This is a genomic window from Hydrogenophaga sp. GW456-12-10-14-TSB4, assembly GCF_059424305.1.
On sequence record NZ_JBWKZH010000023.1, the window covers coordinates 14214 to 31178 of the forward strand.

General features: G+C 68.6%; 15 protein-coding genes. 7 read left to right on the forward strand and 8 right to left on the reverse strand.

Annotated elements, in window-relative coordinates; all coding sequences use genetic code 11:
- The first annotated feature begins 113 nt into the window (after window positions 1-113).
- The 3 genes from AC07ZS_RS13170 to AC07ZS_RS13180 all read left to right on the forward strand — a co-directional run bounded on the left by AC07ZS_RS13170 (window position 114) and on the right by AC07ZS_RS13180 (window position 4415).
- Window positions 114-923, forward strand: coding sequence for a phosphatase PAP2 family protein (locus AC07ZS_RS13170; protein WP_494798994.1), 810 nt, complete (start codon window positions 114-116; stop codon window positions 921-923).
- Between the two features lie 171 nt (window positions 924-1094).
- Window positions 1095-1598, forward strand: a complete 504-nt coding sequence (locus AC07ZS_RS13175; protein WP_494798995.1) for a hypothetical protein — start codon at window positions 1095-1097, stop codon at window positions 1596-1598.
- A gap of 36 nt (window positions 1599-1634) precedes the next feature.
- Entirely contained in the window at window positions 1635-4415 is a 2781-nt protein-coding gene (locus AC07ZS_RS13180; protein WP_494798996.1) for a M48 family metalloprotease, read from the forward strand.
- Window positions 4416-4456: 41 nt separating this feature from the next.
- Here AC07ZS_RS13180 and AC07ZS_RS13185 read toward each other — a convergent pair whose 3' ends face one another.
- Genes AC07ZS_RS13185 through AC07ZS_RS13205 form a run of 5 tightly spaced genes read right to left on the reverse strand, consistent with a single transcriptional unit; the run spans window position 4457 to window position 10107 of the window.
- Complete coding sequence (locus AC07ZS_RS13185) at window positions 4457-6052, reverse strand: class I adenylate-forming enzyme family protein (RefSeq protein WP_494798997.1); 1596 nt, start codon at window positions 6050-6052, stop codon at window positions 4457-4459.
- Between the two features lie 2 nt (window positions 6053-6054).
- A complete protein-coding gene (locus AC07ZS_RS13190; protein ID WP_494798998.1) occupies window positions 6055-7035 on the reverse strand; it encodes a Bug family tripartite tricarboxylate transporter substrate binding protein in 981 nt (326 codons plus the stop codon).
- A 23-nt stretch (window positions 7036-7058) separates the two neighbouring features.
- The gene (locus AC07ZS_RS13195) at window positions 7059-8312 is read right to left on the reverse strand and encodes a thiolase family protein (protein ID WP_494798999.1); all 1254 of its coding nucleotides are present in this window, start codon (window positions 8310-8312) and stop codon (window positions 7059-7061) included.
- The gene (locus AC07ZS_RS13200) at window positions 8309-9295 is read right to left on the reverse strand and encodes a fumarylacetoacetate hydrolase family protein (protein WP_494799000.1); all 987 of its coding nucleotides are present in this window, start codon (window positions 9293-9295) and stop codon (window positions 8309-8311) included. Before AC07ZS_RS13200 ends, AC07ZS_RS13195 begins: the two co-directional genes overlap by 4 nt.
- Window positions 9292-10107 carry a cyclase family protein gene (locus AC07ZS_RS13205; protein WP_494799001.1) on the reverse strand — a complete coding sequence of 272 codons (816 nt, stop codon included), beginning with the start codon at window positions 10105-10107 and terminating at the stop codon, window positions 9292-9294. Before AC07ZS_RS13205 ends, AC07ZS_RS13200 begins: the two co-directional genes overlap by 4 nt.
- A 106-nt stretch (window positions 10108-10213) precedes the next feature.
- On the opposite strand from AC07ZS_RS13205, the gene AC07ZS_RS13210 reads away from it, so the two are divergent.
- The gene (locus tag AC07ZS_RS13210) at window positions 10214-10948 is read left to right on the forward strand and encodes a TetR/AcrR family transcriptional regulator (RefSeq protein WP_494799002.1); all 735 of its coding nucleotides are present in this window, start codon (window positions 10214-10216) and stop codon (window positions 10946-10948) included.
- Window positions 10949-10950: 2 nt separating this feature from the next.
- Here the strand turns inward: AC07ZS_RS13210 and AC07ZS_RS13215 are convergent, their stop codons facing one another.
- Window positions 10951-11940 (reverse strand): AraC family transcriptional regulator, encoded by a 990-nt coding sequence (locus AC07ZS_RS13215; protein ID WP_494799003.1) that lies wholly within the window; start codon window positions 11938-11940, stop codon window positions 10951-10953.
- 92 nt (window positions 11941-12032) lie between these two features.
- On the opposite strand from AC07ZS_RS13215, the gene AC07ZS_RS13220 reads away from it, so the two are divergent.
- Genes AC07ZS_RS13220 through AC07ZS_RS13230 form a run of 3 tightly spaced genes read left to right on the forward strand, consistent with a single transcriptional unit; the run spans window position 12033 to window position 15776 of the window.
- On the forward strand, window positions 12033-13172 hold the full coding sequence (locus AC07ZS_RS13220; RefSeq protein ID WP_494799004.1) for an FAD-dependent monooxygenase: 1140 nt from the start codon (window positions 12033-12035) through the stop codon (window positions 13170-13172).
- 29 nt (window positions 13173-13201) lie between these two features.
- Entirely contained in the window at window positions 13202-14185 is a 984-nt protein-coding gene (locus AC07ZS_RS13225) for a Bug family tripartite tricarboxylate transporter substrate binding protein (RefSeq protein WP_494799005.1), read from the forward strand.
- 10 nt (window positions 14186-14195) lie between these two features.
- Entirely contained in the window at window positions 14196-15776 is a 1581-nt protein-coding gene (locus AC07ZS_RS13230; RefSeq protein WP_494799006.1) for a sulfatase family protein, read from the forward strand.
- Between the two features lie 4 nt (window positions 15777-15780).
- On the opposite strand, the gene AC07ZS_RS13235 is transcribed toward AC07ZS_RS13230, so the two are convergent.
- Together AC07ZS_RS13235 and AC07ZS_RS13240 are read right to left on the reverse strand one after the other, a co-directional pair.
- The gene (locus tag AC07ZS_RS13235) at window positions 15781-16497 is read right to left on the reverse strand and encodes an SRPBCC family protein (RefSeq protein ID WP_494799007.1); all 717 of its coding nucleotides are present in this window, start codon (window positions 16495-16497) and stop codon (window positions 15781-15783) included.
- Window positions 16487-16963 (reverse strand): (2Fe-2S)-binding protein, encoded by a 477-nt coding sequence (locus tag AC07ZS_RS13240; protein WP_494799008.1) that lies wholly within the window; start codon window positions 16961-16963, stop codon window positions 16487-16489. The genes AC07ZS_RS13235 and AC07ZS_RS13240 overlap by 11 nt, the downstream gene beginning before the upstream one ends.
- Window positions 16964-16965 lie beyond the last annotated feature (2 nt).

Below are 16965 nucleotides of genomic sequence, written 5' to 3' on the forward strand. Positions count from 1 at the left end.
GTGAGCACTGCCGGCTCACGAGGCTGTAGGACAGCCGCGCTTTTTGCGGGCGGGCCTCGCGTGCAAAAATCGTGTGCAGCCCTGACGATCTGGCCCAGAGAGCACCAGCACACATGGACAACGATCTCCCCCAAGCCCTCGCCTGGGCCGAATGGCTCGGCCGCCACGCGGTCCCCGTGCTTGCTGCCGCCCTCTTGCTGGTGCTCATCGCCGTCGCCGCCCTCGTCATCGCCTTCAGGCGCTACAGCCCCTACGCCGCCTGGGACCGTTGGCCACGCCCTCTGTTGCTGGGCGTGTGCCTCGCGCTCGGTGCGGGCGTGCTGGTCGCCACGGCTTCTTTGTTTGCCGAAATGCTGGAAGTGTTCGATGCGGACGAGGAGATCGGCCAGTTCGACGTGCGGCTCACCGAGACCCTGGCGCGCGAGCTGTCCCCTGCTGCCCTGCGTTTCTTCGGCGACCTGACCCACCTGGGCGACCCCTTGCCATTGACGCTGCTGGTGATCGGCGTGGGGGTGCTGCTGCTCGTTCGCCGGCAGACCTCAACGGCCCTGGGCTGGGTGGTGGCGTGCGCGGGTGCGGGCTTGCTCAACCGGGTGCTCAAGCACATCTTCGAGCGGGTGCGCCCGGTGCACGACCACGGCTTCGCGCAGGCCGACGGCTACAGCTTTCCCAGCGGGCACACCTCGGGTTCGCTGGTGGTGTACGGCATGCTGGCCTATCTGTGCCTGCGCTTGCTGCCGCCGCGCTGGCATCTGCCCAGCGTGCTGCTGGCCTCGGCCCTGGCTTTCAGCATCGGCTGGAGCCGCGTAATCCTGCAGGTGCATTGGGCGAGCGACGTGGTCGCCGGGTTCGCGTTTGGTGTGGCGTGGTTGACGGTGTGCATTGCGGCGGTCGAGATGGTTCGCCGGGCTTCTCGCGCCTAGGTCGTGCCTGTCTGGGGCGGGGGAATGGTTGTGGTTTCGGCATGCCACCAACATCCCCCAAAGGTGCACGCAACAGCACCAACAGATGCGCCCGGCTATTGAGACCAAGTGAAGGCACAGCTACCATTCCAGGGCTCGCTTCACAGGGTATCGAGCAGACTGGAGCCTCACATGACGGACGAGATCGGCCTTCAGAAGGATCTTTCGGGTTTGCTGGTAGGGCACTTCTGCCCTGAGGAGCTGCCCATCCTGGACTCCGCATTCGATCGCCTGAAAGACGGGCTGCCCGCTGCCGGCGGGCGCACGGATCCCCTGGGGTCGGGCCTGGGAGAGTATTTCGCCCTGGCGACGCTGGGAAGCACGCTCCTGGTTCCACTCGCCACCTGGCTGGCCAAAGACGTCCTTGGAAAGGCCTTCCAGGACGTGTTCGTCGAAAAGCTGAAGGGGGCCCTCAAGCGCGTCGCCGCCAGCGGGAAGGACGGTACGGCGTCCCCCGCCGAAGTGACCGGAACATCGCCCGATGACGTGCGGATGGTGGCGGGGATCGTCCATCGTGTCCGTGAACAGGCCAAGATCCTGGGGACGGATACGCAGCTCGTCGAGCAGGTGGTGCTGCACCTGTCGATCGCACTGCCCATGGCTCTCGTGGAAACGAGATCGAAGATTTCAAAGTAGCCCGCACCAGTCCCTTCTTGTGACCTGGACGGCACCGTGTGGGCAGCCCTCTCCTCCGCGCTGGTCTGGCTGGTCGTGGCCCTCTGCATGGGCACGGTGTGGCTCGCTGTCCTGGCAACGGGCAGTTCGGTATCGTCCGCGTTCAACGTCGGTGCATCGATGGCCAGTGCACTGGCTCTCGCTGTCTCCGGTTCAATCGCTGCGGCCTACCTGTGGCGGAGCAGTCCACGGCGCCACATCAAGGAGGTGGTCCACAGCCCGATCACGGAAAAGGCCCATGAGCTACTGGAAGGCGAAAGCCGAAAACTGAATCTGCCGACGCCGAAACTCCTGGTCACACGCGGCGACGGCATTCGCGATGCGAGGGTCTACTTCATCGGACGAAGAGCGGCGGTGATCCTGCCCGAAACCTTCTCCTGGCTTGCCCTCATCCGTCCGGATGAGCTGAAGGCCATTCTTTCTCACGAGCTGTCCCACATCGCCAACGGTGATGCCTGGCGCGGAGCAGTGGCACATTCGGCCGTGGTTTTCACAACGGTGGCGGTGGTGGTGTTGAGCATCCTCGTCACCGCTGCTCACGCCTACCAGATGGCGCAGATTGCGGCGAGCTACACGCTGCTGGGTGCCATACGGCCACGGAACCTGCTCGGCTACTTCCAGGCTCTGGTGATGCCGCTTGTGTGCCTTGCGATCGTGCTGGCCGCCTACACGACCTTTCTTCGGCTGCGGGAGTATGTTGCGGATGTCACCGCGGCAACTGCCGGGCATCGGCAGGCGATGCGGCAGATTTTCTCGCGCGCCGCGGCCGCTGTGGGACGTCGTGAGAACACCTTGGCCTTTCATCCTTCAGCAGGCTCACGGCTGTCGCGCCTGAAGCCGCTCAATTTCGATCGCGGCCCGGGCCCCGGGGCCATCTTCACCGCGACGATCGCGCTGATGGCCGCCGATTCGCTGTTCAGCGTGCTTCTGTCGGGGCGCCCATTGAACGCGCCCTCCATGGCCCAGACGGCAATACACTTTGTGCTCTCACTTCTGTTGTTTGCATCGCTGGGCCTTTCCTTTGGTCGATCGCCAGCCTTCCGCGGGCTTCGTGATCGCCATTGGCTGGCATTTCGGCAGACGGCGCTGGCGATCGTCGGCGTTTTTCTGGGCTCACTCGTGGTTCAGTGGTCGCTTGAAATGCCCCGGGTTGTGCGCGTCGGAGCGCCGATCGAGGTCGATCTTCTGGCGGCCGTCCAAGAGGCCCTGTTTCAGTCGCTGCTTCCCGTCACAACGCTCCTGTGTTCGATCGCGGTGGGTGCGCTCTCACGGCGCAGCAACTCGTCAGGGCAGCTGCCTGAGGGTGCCCTGATGGTGGTGGCGGTGGTCATCTCCAATTTGGCAAGCGGTGCGACAACTGGCGCTTTCCTTTGGCTGACGCGGAATCAACTGGATCTTTCGCAGGCCACCAACGTCTTCGCGTTCGACGATCTGGTGGGTATGGGGAGCCTCGTGTTGGTCGTTGTGGCGGCCGGCATCGCGGTGGTCCTCGCTGGCCTGGCGTTCACGGGTCAGGCCTTCCGATACTTCCAGAGGCACAACACAGGACGCCGGCGTCAGACTGCCGTGTTGTCGGGCATCGCGCTGGCCGTCCTGGCATGCAACAGCTTGGCCATGCTCGGCTGGGCGACGATCGCCACGCACATCTCGGAGCGCGAGACACTCTGGGTTCGGTGCGACTCGCTCGATGTTCAAGAGCTCGCTGACGCGCTCACCACGAGGCTGGACACCACACTGTCAGGCGTGGCCACTCAGCGAGGCAAGGCACGCGCGCGGATGCAGCAAGCCTCTGGCTGTTCTGCGCAACAGCAAGACCCCGCCAGCGCCGGCGGCATGCTTCGGAAAGCCTTGAGCACGCTGGGGCGGATTCAGGACTCGTCCCTGACGCTGTCACGTCCGAATGCGCGGGACATTTCTGCCCGGTATGAAGGTGCGAGCGGCCGGACCTGGACGTGGACGCTTCCGGTCGACACCATCAACCTTGAACAGTTCACCACCGAGTTGCTGGTCTTTCACGATCCACACCGCTGGGCCATCCATGAGACGGATCGGGACCCGAAGAGCATGGTCGCTGCGGAGAAGCTGCTGATCGACCTTCAGGAGCGAGGGAGTCATCACGAAAAGCCGTGGGCATCCCTGCAATTGGCCAACTTCGCGATCGCGCGCGGCGCACCCGGGAACGCCGAGACCCACCTCCGCCGTGCCCATGCACTCGCGCCAGACAGTGAAGTCATTCAAAGGCTCCTGGCGATTGTTCTGCTCCAGCAGCAGAAATGCGACGATGCCGCCCGCTTCATCCCTACGCTGTTGGTCTCACAGCACCTGGAGGTTGAGCATCTGACGCGGTGGAGTTGGTGCGAGGCGGCACGAGGCACGCCACGCGACCGCCTTGCAACGCTCTGGAAGTACCGCACCCGCTTCTCGGACAGTGCGAACTTGATGGCGAACATCGGTCTGAGCGCCTATGAAGTCGGCAGCCGCGATCTGGCAACCGAGTACTTTCGGGACGCGCAAGCGCTGGATCCGGGGAATCAGGAGTGGTGCGTCCCGCTGTACCTGGCTTGCCTGACCACAACGGCGTGTCCCACTCCGGCCCCACACGATCCCCCCATGCAGTTGAACGGCGCGTTGCAGAACATCTGCTGGGGTTGGATATTGAGAGGCCGTGTCGCGCCGGAGTCCGTGGCGCGGTACTGGCGCAAAGCCATCGAAATTCGACCTGACCTGGCTCGCACCAGGCTGTCCCAGGATTTGGACGACCTGCTGCGCCCCAAATAGGGCTCCGCATCACCCCCCGCCCGACGCTCGCTCCGGATCGGTCATGCGGGCCAGTCGAGCGCAAGGCCCGGCTGCTCCGCCAGCCTCTGGCTGAGCACACGGGCCAGAGGTTTTTCGGAGGCAGTTTTCGGAATGGCCTTCAAAGGCAACACCTGCTGCAGCACCACCGGCCTGGGCAGTGCGGCGCGGAGGGCAGCCACCGCGAGCCCCTGGTCGGCAGGCGCGTTCTGCGCAAAGACGACCGCCGCTGCCACGTCCGACTCGCCCGGCACGCGGGACGCCGCCGGCACGCCGAACACGAAGACGTCATCGACCAGGCCCGTTTCGGCCAAGGTCTTTTCGATGAACGCGGTGTCGATGAAATCGCCGTTGCGGCGGATGCCGTGCCCCATGCGAAAGTCGAAGAACAGCCAGCCGTCCGCATCGCGGTGCACCACGTCGCCGGTCCACAACCAGCCATCGCGGCATTTGGCTTGCGAGGCTTCGGGTTCGTCCACGTAGGCCACCTGGAACGGCGTGCCGTCCGCAGACCGGATCAGCAATTGGCCGCGCTCGCCGGGCGCCACGTCCTGCCCTGCGTCGTCGACGATGCGAATGCTCAACGTGGGCGGCGGCTGGCCGATGCTGCCCGCCGGCCCCTGCCCTGGCGGCTTCATCGTGAGCCCACCCTCGGCCGTGCCGTAGAACTCGAGCAGGCTCACGCCGAAGCGGTGCTCGAAGTCGCTCCAGATGGTGGCGGGCATGCCGGCGGACACCACCAGCCGCACCTGGTGGTCGCGGTCGGCGGGCGTGGGCGGGGCGCAGTAGACGGCCGTCGTCATGCCGCCAAGCAGCGTCAGGCTGGTGCAGCGGTGTTCGCGCACCGTCTGCCACATGCGGCTCTTGCTGAAGCGCCGCGAAAACACCACCGGCAGGCCGCGCACCAGGGCGGCGCCCAGCGTCACCAGCTGGGCGTTGGCGTGCGTGAGCGACAGGCCGGAATACAGCCGGTCGTCCGGCCTGTAGCCGAAGGCCGAGGCAGCCATCCGCGCGGTGTCGGTGAATTTGCGGTGGCTGTAGACGATGCCCTTGGGGTTGCCGGTGGTGCCCGAGGTGAAGAGGATCTGCATGTCCTCGTCCGCCGGGCGCCGCTGTGCGGCGATGTCGGGCGAGGCGGTGTCCGCCATCAGGCTGTCGTAGGTCACCGCAGATGGCGAAGGCGGCTCGCCCAGCACGGCGATCAGGCGCAGGCTGGGGCAGGTGTAGCGCACCGCCAGCGCACTCGGCAAGGCGGTCGGCTCGGCCACCAGCAGCGCGCAGCGGGTCTTGCTCAGCATGAAGGCCAGGCGCTCGGGCGGCGTGCGGGGGTCGATGGGCACGAGCGTGAGCCCGATGAGGCTGCTGGCGATCAGCAGCTCCACGAATGCCGGGTGGTTGGCCATGAGCAAGGCGGCGCGGTCGCCCGGGCCAAAGCCTTGCCGCGACAGGCCGGTGGCCAGCCGCGTGGCGGCGTCCCACAGTTGCGCATAAGTGCGGTGCTCGGTGCCTTGCGCCAGCGGGGCGGCGTGGTCGATGAAGGTCAGGGCCGGGCTGTCGCCGCGCTCGCGCGCCAGCGCCTCGACCAGATCGGCGATCGTGTGCAGGGTCGCAAGTGCCATCGTCAATCTGCCTTGATGCCCTTTTCGCGGATCAGCTTGCCCCATTGCGCCGACTCCTGGGTGGTCAGCCGTTCCACCTCGCCCGGCGCGGAGCCCTGGGGTTCGACGCCCATGTCACCGAGCCGCTTGCGCAGTTCCGGCTCCTGCAAGGTGGCCTGGATCGCACGGGACATCTGGTCCACCACCGCAGCCGGCACACCGGCAGGGGCCCACACCGCGTTCCAGCCGGTGAGCTCGAAACCGGGCACCGATTCCTTCAGGGTCGGCACCGTCGGCAGCGCGCTGAGCCTGTCGGGCATGGTGACCGCCAGCGCCTTGACCTTGCCGCTGCGCACCAGGGGAACGGCCGAGGTCTGCGTGTCGAACTTCACCTGGATCTGGTTGGCCATGAGGTCGGTGTTGGCCGCCGCGCTCGTGCGGTAGGGCACGTGCAGCAGGTCGATGCCGGCGCGCTGCTTGAGCAGTTCCATGCCCAGGTGGGGTGCGCTGCCATTGCCGAAGGACGCGTAGGTCAGCGCACCCGGGTGGGCGCGGGCGTGCTGGATCATGCCGGCCACGTCGTCGAAGGGCACGGTCGGGCCGGCGATGAGGACATAACCCCCCTTGGAGATCATGCTCACCGGTGCGATGCCCTTCACCGGGTCGTAGGGGAGCTTGGCGTAGATGTGCGGATTCATGGTCATCAACTGGTTGAATCCGAACAGGAAGGTGTAGCCGTCGGGCGCGGCGTTCAGGGCTTTGTCGGCGCCCAGGATGCCGGAGGCGCCGGGGACGGGCTCGACCACGATGGGCTGACCCAGGCGCTGCCCCAGCCGGTCCCCGATCAAGCGGGCCATGACGTCCGGGCCGGTGCCTGCGCCCGCGGGCACGATCAGCCGGATGGGCTTGTTGGGCCAGGCGGTTTGCGCCAGCAGCGCCGGGGCCATCGCCATGCCGGTCAGAAGGGCCATCACATGGCGGCGGTGGAAGGAAATTCGTTTCATGTCATGTCTCCTGTTGAGGTTGTTCAAGCTCGTCCGTGGGGCCCTGCACCGAGAAGGGTGACGCACGCGACGGCCTCCTCGTTCTCGATGAAGCCGCCGCCGTTCTCGGCGAGGGCCACCCGGGCGCCGGGCACCTGCCGCGGGCCGGCCCGGCCGCGCAGCTGCTGGGTCAGTTCGCCGATCTGCATCAGGCCGGTGGCGCCGATGGGGTGGCCTTTGGATTCGAGCCCCCCCGACACGTTGACGGGGAGCGAGCCCCCGAGCGCGGTGGCGCCGGATTCGGCGAAGCGCCCGCCCTCGCCGGGGGCGCAGAAGCCCAGCGCTTCCGTCTGCAGAATTTCACCGAAGGCGGTGGCGTCGTGCACCTCCGCCAGGTCAACGTCTTCAGGGCCGATGCCCGCGTGCTCGTAAGCGGCGCGGGCCGCGCGGTGCGTGATGGCCAGCTCCGCATCATCGTCGCGGCGAGGCAGGCTGCTGACCAGCTCGCAGGCCAGCACGGCCACCGGGGCCGCGTCGGACAGGCGCTGGAGCCCGGCGGCATTGCAGACCAGCACGGCGGCCGCCCCGTCCCCGATGGGGGCGCACATGGGCAGCGTCAGCGGATAGGCAATGGCGCGAGCGGCCAGCACCTCGTCCACGGACAGCGCATGGCGGTATTGAGCGAGCGGGTTGTGCACCGAGTGCGCGTGGTTCTTGGACGCCACGACGGCCAGCTGCCGTTGCGTGAGGCCATGGCGCTGCATGTGGTTCGCGGCCAGCGCCGCGTAGATGTCCATGAAGATGCTTCGCGCCGACGAAGCACCCTCCGCTGCAGGGACGCCGGCGGCCTGGTTCAGGCGCGCCAGGTAAGCCAGCAGCTCGTTTTCCCGGGTGACGTCGAACCCGCCGCCGAAGATCTCGAACGACTTGGCGCGGTCGGCATCGAACAGCTTTTCCGCACCGACGGCGAGCGCCACGTCGGCGCTGCCCGATCGCACGCTCTGGCAGGCCAGCCAGAAGGCGGTCGAGGCACTGGCGCAGGCGTTCTCGACGTTGACGATCGGCACGCCCACGATGCCCAGGTCGCGCAGAACGACCTGCCCCGCCACCATGTGCTGCCCCTGAAGGTAGGAAGCGGCCACGTTGGAAAAGTAGGCCATGTCCACCTGCTTCGCGGTGGCACCGGCATCGGCCAGCGCGGCGCGCACGGCGGTGGCGGTGAGCTGGTGCAGGGGGATGTCGGCAAACTTGCCCGTGGGCGTCATGCCGACGCCGACGACGTAGACCGCGCTGCTCATGCCGTGCCTCCCGCACCGGCCGCGACGATGGTGTTCGCCAGCACGCCGATGTGCTCGGCCTCCAGCTCGATCTTGTCACCGGGCTGCAGCAAGCGCCCGGTCTCCACACCGCAGCCGCGCGCGAAGGTACCCGACGCAAACACCTCACCCGCGTGCAAGGTGCAGGACCGGCTGGCGTAGGCGATCAGGTCCTCGAAGCCGATCTCCATGCTGGCCGTGCTGTCCTCGGTCTGTGTCTCGCCGTTGAGCCGCGAGGTCACGCGCAGCTGGTACAGGTCCGGCAGCTCGTCCAGCGTGGCGATGCACGGGCCCAGCGCGTAGGCGCCGTCGAAGTCCTTGCTCTTGCCCGCGGGCTGGCCTTCCGCCGCCTGCACGTCGCGGGCGGTGAAGTCGTTGAACAGGGTCACGCCCAGAATGAAGTCCCGGGCCCGGTCTTTGGGGATGTCTCTGCCCGTGCGGCCCAGGACGACGGCCAGCTCCAGTTCGTAGTCGAGCTTCTGGGCAAAGGCGGGCCACTCGATGGCCTGGCCCGGCCCGGCGAGGTTCAGCGGGTTGGCGGTGTAGAAGCGCGGCACCGTGAACCAGTTGGGCGGCAGGTCCATCTCACCGGCCTTGCGCGCCGCTTCCAGGGCCGCCGCCGGGTCCGGGCTGGCCTGGGCGCGTTGGCGTGCGCGCATTTCCAGGAAGAACTTCGGGTGTGCGGTCATCGTGCCCCAATCCCGCATCAGCGGCGGTCGCTCCAAAGGGGTCAGCAAGGTGCAGCCGCCCGGCGGGACCTCGTGGGCGCCACCGGGCCGGTGGGCCTCTGCAGCGCGGCGCGCGAGCGCGAGCGCTTCTTCGCCGCCGGCAATCAGGGCCGCCATGGAGGCGAAGCGCGCGTCACCCGCGTGCCGGGAGGTGAGACACAGGACGGCGCCATCGGGTTGAAGAGCGCCCAGGCGGGGTGCCTGCGCGGGCGCCGATCGGTAGGTGACGAGTTTCATGCGGCCGCCCCGTGATCGGAAAGAAACGCCACGGCCCGGGCGGGCGCGGCGCTGGTCCGCGCCAGCTTGATCGGAAAGAAGCCGACATGGAAGCCGCTCACGGGCAGCGCGCCGAGGTTGCAGAGCTGCTGGACGATGAAGGCCTCGCACTCCGTGATGGCCTTGTGCGCGTCCCAGAGGTAGCGGCGGTCGCCGGTGCGGCGGAAGTCCGCCGCCATCGTCGCAAACGGCCGGTCCCAGCCGACCGCATCGGTGCCCAGCACCTTGGCGCCACGCTCCGTGAGAAAGAGCGTGCTTTCGCGCGTCATGCCGGGGTACTGGAAGAAGCCCGACTCCCCGATCCGGAAGCGTTCCTGCCCGGTGCGCAGCAACACGGCGTGGCCCGCGATGTCGCTCACGCCGGCGGCGTCCATGGCCGCTTGCAGCATCTCGGGGGTGATCGCACCGCAAGGCGCCACCATGGCGCGCAGGTCGAGCACGACGCCCGGGCAGTACAGCTCGTCCAGTTCGATCTGGTCGATGGTGCGCGCCGGTTGGCCCGCGCAGCGGGAGCCGCTGTGCATCGGCGCGTCCACGTGCGTGCCGCAGTGCGACGACATGTCGGTCAGGATCTCCGACCCCCAGCCCTCGCCGTCGGGCAGGTCTTCGTGGGTGCAGCCGAAAAACTCGCAGAAGCGGTCCTTGCCTTCGGCTTCGTCGGGGCGCTGGTAGTCGATCCTGGGCGCGACAACGCCGGCCGCTGCGCTCAGCGCGGGCGGCAGAAGGTCTCGGTCCTGAGGGTCAAGGAGGGTGCTGAGGTCGATGAGTTTCATGTTTATACGTCCGTGTAACTTAATCTTATACGGTCGTATGATTTTTTGTCAACAGGCAGAATGCCCCCATCGAATGGAGCGCTCCTCGGCGGGCGCGGGAGATGACATGGTCACGAAGAAGGCGGGTCCGGCGGTCAGACGCAAGCGGACGGAAGAAGCGGGCAAAGCCGAGCGCCCGAACACGCAAGAGCTGATCCTGGATGCGGCCGAGCAACGGTTCGCGGCCCAGGGCTACGAAGGCACGAGCATTCGCCAGATCGCCGAAGCGGCCGAGGTCAACCTCGGCATGTTTCACTACTACTGGGGTTCCAAGCAGGCGCTCTGCCGGGCCGTGCTGGAGCGCCGCCTCGGGCCCATCATGGCGGAGCGGGTGGCCCGGCTGTCGTCGGCGGTGGAGACGCGCGCGCCCATCGAGGAGCTGCTGTTGGCAGCCATGGAGCCTTCGTTGATGGTGACGGGCGCCAGCCCCGAGCAGCGCGACGCCTTCCGCAGCTTCTATGGCCGCATGCTGGCCGACCCGTCGCCGGACGTGCGCGAAGCGCTGGGCGCGATCGTGGACGGGTTCTCGCGCGAGTTCATGAAGGAACTGCACCGGCGCTGCACGCACATCGACGACAAGGAGTTCTACTGGCGCATGGTGTTCGTGTTCGGCGCGTTCTTCTACGCGCACAACGCGCACGACCGCATCCTGACGCTGCTGGGCGCGGAATTCACCGCCCCACCGATCGAAGACGCCGCGCAGTACCTGGTGCGTTTTGTCGTGGGCGGCCTGCAGGCCAAGCCCTTGAGTGAGAAAACCGCGCCGGCCCCGCGCAGGCGCGGCAAACCGGCGGAACGCTGACCTCAGTCCCCGGCCGAGGCCGTGTGCGGGTCGGTCATGGCGGTGCGCCGCGCCACCTCGCGCTTGGCGTACGCCGTGGGCGACAGGCCTGACCAGCGCCGGAACGCGCGCGCGAACACCTTGTCCGACTCGTAGCCCGCGTCCTGCGCCACCTGGGCCAGCGGCAGGTGCCCGGCTTCCAGTTGCTCGGCCGCGAGCGCCATGCGGTGCCCGCCCAGGTAGCCCATGGGCGTGTCGCCCACCAGGGCCTTGAAGCGGTCGCTGAAGCGCGAGCGCGACATGGCGGCTTCGCGCGCCAGGGTCTCCACCGTCCAGCTGCGCGCGGGCTCGCGGTGCATGGCAGCGATGGCGCGGGCGATGGCGGGGTCGGACAGGCCTCGCCACCAGTTCGCCTCGGTCGGGCCCGCGCCGCGCAGCAGGTGGCCGCGCAGGATGTTGATGAGCAGCAACTCGCCCATGCGGCTGGCCGAGAGGCGCCAGCCCGGGCGCTGGTCCAGCGTTTCGGTCACCAGGGTTTCCATCGACGCGGCCAGGATCACGGCGGTGGGCAGTTCGCTCGCGCGCACGTGGATGAGCGGCGGCAACACGCTGAGCACCGAGTGGCGGCAGTAGGCGGAGAACCAGAGCAGCGCGCTGAACATCTCGCAGCCGTCGCCGCCGCCGCCGTGCCGCAGGTCCAGCGGCGCTTCGTCGCGCGCGCCAGGCGTGCGCTGGGTGAGCAACTGGGCGAAGGGCACGGTGGGCGCGTCGGGTGCGGAGCCCATGCGGTGCGCCGCGCCCAGCGGCATCATGACGAGGTCGCCGGGCTCCACGCGCAGCGGCCCGCCGCCGCCGGCCGCTTCCACCCACCAGGGCGCGCCGCGCGCCATGCGGATCATGGCGGCACCGGACACGCCGTTGGAATGCAAGCCCCACGGCGCGGACAGGTGGAACCGGGCCGTCACCGCGCGTTCGGCGCGGCAGATGGCAAGCACTTCGCTGAGGACATCCATGGACGAATCGTACCCATTTCGGGCGTCCGGGCGGTTGAGCGCGCGGGGCCCGCGCTGAACAATGCACGCTTCGACATTGCAGGAGCAGCCCCATGAGCAGTTTGAAAATCGGTATCGCCGGCGGTGGTGTGGGTGGCCTGGCCGCCGCGATCGCGCTTCGCCAACAAGGCCATGACGTCACCGTGTTCGAGCAGGCCAAGGGCTTCTCGCGCGTGGGCGCGGACATCAACCTCACGCCCAACGTGGTGCGCGCCATCGACGGCCTGGGCGCGGGCCCGGCGATCCGCGAGCGCGGTGCGCGCCCGACGTTCCGCATCAGCCGCGACTGGGACACGGGCAAGGAAACCTCGCGCCTGGGCATGAGCGACATCGCCGAGCAGCAGTACGGCGCGCCGCAGGTCACCATCCACCGCGCCGACATCATCCACGCGCTGGCCGAAAAATTCCCGCTGGAGAACATCCAGTTCGACAAGCGCATCGAGACGCTGACCCAGAGCGACGCCGGCGTGAGCGTGCGCTTCTCGGACGGCAGCGAGGCCACGTTCGACGTGGTGGTGGGCGCCGACGGCATCCACTCGCGCGTGCGCACCGCCCTCTTCGGCGAAGAGAGCCCGCGCTTCACCGGCGTGGTGTCGTTCCGCTCGGTGGTGCCCACCGAGCGCGTGAAGAACGTGCCGGAGATCGAGGCCTTCACCAAGTGGTGGGGTCCCAACCCGCAGAGCCAGATCGTCACCTTCCCGCTCAACCAGGGCCAGGAGACCTTCATCTTCGCCACCACCGGGCAGGACAGCTGGACCGAAGAGTCGTGGACCAGCCCGGGCGACGTGAACGAGCTGCGCGGTTTCTACAAGGACTTTCACGCCGACGCCCGCGCGCTGCTCGACGCCTGCGACACCACGCTCAAGAGCGCGCTGTACGAGCGCGAGCCGCTGCCGCAGTGGTCGCAGGGCACGGTGACGCTGCTGGGCGATGCCTGCCACCCCATGCTGCCTTTCATGGCGCAGGGCGCAGGCATGGCGATCGAGGACGCGGTGGTGCTGGGCCGCGCCCTGGCGGGCGTGGGCACGCGGGCGCAGGCCGTCGAGGCGCTGCGCCGCTACGAGAAGACGCGCCAAGAGCGCACGGCCAAGATCCAGATCGGCTCGCGCGGCAACCAGTGGATGAAGGGCCAGGGCAACGCCGACTGGGTCTACGGCTACGACGCCTGGAACGAACCGCTGGCCCAGGCCTGAACTTTCACTTCTTTCACCCGGAGACCACCATGAAAAACCAAAAGCGCACCTTCACCCTGGGCCTGATCGGCCTGGCCCTCGCCTCCGCCCTGCCCTTCGCGGCGGCGCAGACCTTCCCGAGCAAGCCCATCACCATCGTCGTGCCCTTCCCGCCCGGCGGCGGCCCCGACCTGGCCGCGCGCGTGCTGGCCGAAAAGATGGCGCCCAAGCTCGGCCAGCCGGTGGTGGTGGACAACCGCCCCGGCGCCGGTGCGCTGCTGGGTGCCAGCGCCGTGGCCCGCTCGGCCGCCGACGGCCACACGGTGCTGCTCACGCCCAACACCATGGTGATCTCGCCCCACGTGCTGCCCTCGGGCGCCGGTGGTGGCGTGGACGTGCACAAGGACCTGGTGCCGGTGATCTCGCCCGCCACCACGCCGATGGTGCTGGTGGCCAACCCCTCGCTGGGCGCGACCGACCTCAAGAGCGCGCTGGACGCCGCGCGCAAGTCCCCCGGCCTGCCCTACGGCAGCCCGGGCAACGGCTCGCCGATGCACTTCGCCGGCGAGATGCTCAAGAGCGCGGCCAAGGTCGATCTGATGCACGTGCCTTACCGGGGCGTGGGCCCGTCGCTGACCGCCGCGCTCAGCGGCGAGGTCAAGCTGCTGTTCACCGGCCTGGGTGGTGCGGTGCCGCACATCAAGTCCGGCAAGCTGGTGCCGCTGGCGCTGACGGAGAAGAAGCGCTCGCCGTTGCTGCCCGACGTGCCCACCGCCACCGAGCAGGGCGTGAGCGGGGTCGAGGTGAACGCCTGGTACGGCGTGTTCGCGCCGGCCGGCACGCCCGCGCCCGTGGTCGCGCGCCTGAACCAGGCCTTCAACGAAGCGCTGCAGCTGCCCGACGTGCGCGAGAAGCTCGCCGGCGCCGGCCTGGATGTGCTGGGCGGCACACCGCAGGTGCTGGCCGACTTCATGAAGGCGGACAACGAGCGCTACGGCCGCCTGGCCAAGGAACTCAACATCAAGGCCGACTGAGGCCGGCGGCATGGCACGGCGACCGAACTTCCTGCTGTTCATCACCGACCAGCACCGTGCCGACCACCTCGGCTGCTACGGCAATGCCGAAGTGCGCACGCCGCACATCGATGCGCTGGCCGCGCAGGGCTGCCGCTTCGACGATTTCCACGTCGCCACGCCCATCTGCCAGCCCAACCGCGCCTCGCTCATGACCGGGCGCCTGCCCAGCGTGCACGGGCTGCAGATGAACGGGCGCGAGCTCTCGCTGGGTGAGCGCACCTTCGTCGAGACCTTGCGCGAAGCGGGCTACCAGACCGCGCTGGTGGGCAAATCGCACCTGCAGAACATCACCACCCTGCCGACGGCCTGGCCCGGCAAGGGCCCGCGCCGCCCGCACGAGGCCCTGCGCCCCTACCCGGGCCGCTACGGCCAGGAGGTGTGGCAGCGCTGGGAAGAAGACCCGGTCTACGAGTTGGAGCTGCCCTACTACGGCTTCGAGCAGGTCGCGCTCACCATCGGCCACGCCGACGAGCAGCACGGCCACTGGCGGCGCTGGCTGCGGCAGCAGACACCCGACGCGGACCGCCTGATCGGCCCCGCCAACGCGATCCCCACGCCCGACCTGCACCTGGCCCGCATCGGCCACGCCTGGCGCACCCGCGTGCCCGAGGCGCTGTACCCCACGGCCTACATCGCCGAGCAGACCTGCCACACGCTGGACCGGATGGCGCGCGAAGCGCAGCCGTTCTTCATCCAGTGTTCGTTCCCCGATCCGCACCACCCCTTCACGCCGCCCGGCCGCTACTGGGACCTGTTCCGGCCCGACGACGTGTCGCTGCCGGCGTCGTTCCATGCCGAGCTGACCGACCCGCCACCGCCGGTGCACTGGCTGCGCGAGCAGCGCCGCAACAACCCGGCGTTCCGCCCCGGCTACGGCAGCTTCGCCTGTTCCGAACAGGAAGCGCGCGAGGCCATCGCGCTGAACCATGGCAGCCTGGCCAACATCGACGACCACATCGGGCTCGTGATGGCGCGGCTGCGCGCGCTGGGCCTGGACGAGGACACGGTGGTGATGTTCACCAGCGACCATGGCGACCTGCTGGGCGAGCGCGGCCTGATGTTCAAGGGCGGCCTGCACTACCCCGCGCTCACCCGCGTGCCCTTCATCTGGCGCGACGGCGCGCAGGCGCCGGCCACCGCGGCCACGGCCGCGCTGACACAGACCATCGACATCGCGGCCACCGTGCTGGAGCGCGCCGGCCTGGAGCCCACCAACGGCATGCAGGGCGCGTCCCTGCTGCCCGTGGTGGCGGGCCAGGCGGGCGCGGTGCGCGACGCACTGTTGATCGAGGAAGAAAGCCAGCGCAGCGATTTCGGCATGGACCGCCGCGTGCGCATGCGCACCCTGCGCAACCACGCACACCGCCTCACGGTGTACGACGGCCAGCCCTGGGGCGAGCTCTACGACCTGCGGCAGGACCCGCTGGAGTTGCGCAACCTGTGGGCCGATACGGCCTCGCTGCCCTTGCGGCGCGAGCTCATGGAGCAACTGGCGCGCACCATGCTGTCGGCGGCGGACAGCAGCCCGTACCCGGGCGCTGCCGCCTGAAGGCTTACGCCAGGGTGCGCAGCCAGGCGGCGCATTCCTGCGAGGCCTGCACCGGCCAGTGCACGGTGATGGTGGTGTCGCCGCGCCGCACTTCCACGCGGATCTCCTGACCCGAACCGCCCCACAGGCGCGCCCAGAAGCCCCGGGCCCGCGTGGCGGGCGCAGCGGGCGCAGGAATGGCCGGTACCGCCGGCGCGGTGATCGGCTGAGCCGGCGCGGGCGCCTCGGCGACCGGTGGCACCGGTGCCGCGACCTCCACCCCCTCCACCGCAGTCGGGCCGGCCAGGCGCGCCGCCGCGTTGACCCCGAACTCGTCCCACATGCGGTCGGCCTTGGTCTTCATCACGCCCAGGCCGAAGGTGCCCATGCGGCCCAGCACGTCCACCTTGACCTTCATGCGCAGCTCGGTGCCGCCGCCCTCGCGCGCCTGCAGCCACATCTCGCTGCTCTGCTTGAGCGAGCTGGCCACCGAGGCGTCTTCGCCCGTGCCCTCGGCGCGCAGGTAGCACGGTTCGTCGCGCTCGACGATGCGCGTCTTGAGCTTGAAGCGGGCGCTGATGAAGGCGATCTTCACCTTCATCACGGCCACGTACTCGTCTTCGCTCACGACCTCGATGGATTCCATGCCGGGCACGCAGGCCCCCATGGCGTTCGGGTCGAGCAACAGGGCCCAGACGCTCGCCGGCGGCGCGTCCAGCAACAGGGTTTTTTCAATTTCCACGCATCTTCTCCGCAGCGGTCAGGATGGATTCAACGATCTGGGTGTAGCCGGTGCAGCGGCAGAGGTTGCCGTTGAGACCGTGGCGCACCTCGTCTTCGCTGGGCGACGGGTTGGCCGCCAGCATCGCGCACGAGGTCATGAGAAAGCCCGGCGTGCAGTAGCCGCACTGCAGGCCGCCGCATTGCATGAAGCTTTCCTGCAAGGGGTGCAGGGTGTCGCCCTGCGACAGGCCTTCCACCGTGGTGACGCTGCGGCCGTTGTGTTGCACGGCCAGGCTCAGGCAGGACTTGACGACCTGGCCGTCCACCAGCACCGAGCAGGCGCCGCAGATGCCGGTTTCGCAGCCGCGCTTGGTGCCGGTGAGGTGCAGGTCGTCGCGCAGGAAGTCGGACAGCAGGCGCCGCGCGGGCACGGTGCTCTGCACGGCCTCGCCGTTGACGGTCAGGTTGATGGGGTGTTGGCTCATGG